General features: G+C 73.6%; 3 protein-coding genes. 2 read left to right on the top strand and 1 reads right to left on the bottom strand.

Annotated elements, in window-relative coordinates; genetic code table 11:
• The coding region (locus ND748_RS30295) for a YkvA family protein (protein ID WP_251749662.1) at nt 1–323 on the bottom strand (323 nt) is incomplete at its 3' end.
• A gap of 180 nt (nt 324–503) precedes the next feature.
• On the opposite strand from ND748_RS30295, the gene ND748_RS30290 reads away from it, so the two are divergent.
• Nucleotides 504–1,466, top strand: coding sequence for a metallophosphoesterase (locus ND748_RS30290; RefSeq protein WP_285902923.1), 963 nt, complete (start codon nt 504–506; stop codon nt 1,464–1,466).
• Between the two features lie 5 nt (nt 1,467–1,471).
• Nucleotides 1,472–2,203: a 4'-phosphopantetheinyl transferase gene (locus ND748_RS30285; RefSeq protein ID WP_251749658.1), complete on the top strand. Its 732-nt coding sequence runs from the start codon at nt 1,472–1,474 to the stop codon at nt 2,201–2,203.
• Nucleotides 2,204–2,306 lie beyond the last annotated feature (103 nt).

Genomic DNA, 2,306 nt, shown 5'->3' with positions numbered 1-2,306 from the left:
GGCAGGTCGCGGGGCGCGCGGCCGGGGTGGTCGAGCCCGGCCGGGTCGAGGCCGCGGCGGGCGGCGATCAGGCCGCGGACGTACACGACCGCGGCAACGATCACCATGAGATCATCGATCAGGCCGATCGGCCCGAGCGGTATCTCCGGGACCGCGTCGACGGGCGAGACGACATAGGCGAGGCTGGCCAGCGTTGCCACGGTGCCGCGCAGCGGCAGGTCGTAGCGGCGGATGACGACCAGGGCGGCCACTGCCAGCGCGAGGCCGAGGGCCACGAGCACACCGAGGACGACGAGCAGCGTCGTGCCGAAGCTGTCACCCATCATCCACTCCACTCCGGGTCGGTCCCCGGCGGCCGGTCGGCGGCCTGCGGGGCGATGATCCATGACGGCATGCCCGATGTTCGGCCGTCGTGAACATCCACCCCGCCCGGCGGTGCCGAAGTCCTGGTAGCGGCGCTGTCGGGCGGGCGACGACCCGAGGTTCGACCGTCGGCCGGACACATGCCGGCTTGCGCCGGTAGGCTTTTCGACGTGTCCCCCGTGGATTCACCTGCGCCGCCCGGTCGGCTGATGGCCGTCAGTGATATTCATGTCGGTTATTCGGAGAACCGGCTGATTGTCGAGGGTATCGAGCCCGGTTCGCCGGCGGACTGGCTGATTCTGGCCGGTGACGTGGCCGAGGTCGCCGGCGAGATCGAGGCGATCTGGCGACTGTTCACCCAGCGTTTCGCCAAAGTGATCTGGGTACCCGGCAACCATGAGCTGTGGACGCCGAAGCACGATCCGCTCCGACTGCGCGGCGAGGAGCGATACCGCCACCTGGTCGAGATCGCCCGCGGCCTCGGCGTGGTCACCCCGGAGGATCCGTTCCCGGTGTGGACGGGCGAAGGCGGCCCGGTGGTCGTCGCGCCGCTGTTCGCCCTGTACGACTACAGCTTCCGCCCGGCGGGCACGGCGACGAAGGAGCAGGCCCTCGCCCTGGCCCGGGAGACCGGGGTGGTGTGCACCGACGAGTGGCTGCTGCACCCCGATCCGTATCCCACCATCGACGCCTGGTCCCGGGCCCGGGTCGCCTACACCGCCGAGCGGTTGGCCGCCCTCGACCCGGCCGTGCCGACGGTCCTCGTCAACCACTGGCCGCTCGTCCGGGAACCCACGGACATCCTGCGCTACCCGACGTTCGCGCTGTGGTGCGGAACGACGGCCACCGCCGACTGGCACCGACGTTTCCGCCCGGCGGCGGTCGTCTACGGCCACCTGCACATCCCCCGCACGACCTGGTATGACGGCGTCCGCTTCGAGGAGGTCTCGATGGGGTACCCGCGGGAACGCGTCGCGTGGGAGGCCTACGGTCGGCCTTTCGCCGGCCCCCGCCAGATCCTGCCCTACCCGCCGGAGCCCGGCGGCGGGCCGGCCGCGGGGGCGCAGGGGCGGGCGGCGTCGGCGTCGACGGCACGGAGCTGACCGGGATGCTGGCCAGCCTGCTGCCGGACGCGGCCGTCGCCGTCGAGGCGTTCGAGGACGACCCGGACGCCGTGCTGTTTCCCGCGGAGGCCGCGCTGCTCGTCCGCGCCGTCGACAAGCGCCGCCGGGAGTTCACCACCGCCAGGATCTGCGCGCACCGGGCGCTGACCGGCCTCGGCCTGCCGCCGGCACCGATCCTGCCGGGCGATCGTGGCGCCCCCCAGTGGCCGGACGGGGTGGTCGGCAGCATCACCCACTGCGCCGGCTACCGGGCGGCGGCGGTGGCGTTCGCCGGCCGGCTGCGCACGATCGGCATCGATGCCGAACCGAACGAGCCCAACCCCGAGGGCGTCACGGCGCAGATCACCGTCCCGGCCGAGGAGGGCTGGCTCGCCACCCTCAACCGGACCCGGCCCGCCGTGCGCTGGGACCGGCTGCTGTTCAGCGCCAAGGAGTCGGTGTACAAGGCGTGGTTCCCACTGGCCCGGCGCTGGCTCGGCTTCGAGGACGCCGCCATCACCATCGACCCGGGCACGGCGCTGGCGGGGCCGGTGACCGCCTCCCGGGCGCGCGGCACGTTCACCGCGAAGCTGCTGGTGACCGGGCCGACGCTGGACGGCGGCGAGCTCACCGGCTTCGACGGCCACTGGCTCGCCGACCGCGGCCTGCTGCTCACCGCCGTCACCGTCCCGCACCTCGACGGCGAACCGGTGCCGCCCGTACCGGACACCCGATGAGGCATCATCGGGGGCGCCGCCCGCTCTCGGCCGGCCGACGACGCCCCGCGGTACGGACCGGCCCCGGCGCCTTCCCCGCCGGTCGGCGACCGCGCACGAGGGG

The organism is Frankia sp. AiPs1, from assembly GCF_023716945.1.
GTDB lineage: Bacteria > Actinomycetota > Actinomycetes > Frankiales > Frankiaceae > Frankia.
Note: the sequence above shows the minus strand (reverse complement) of the source record. Positions and strands in the feature narration are given on the sequence as shown.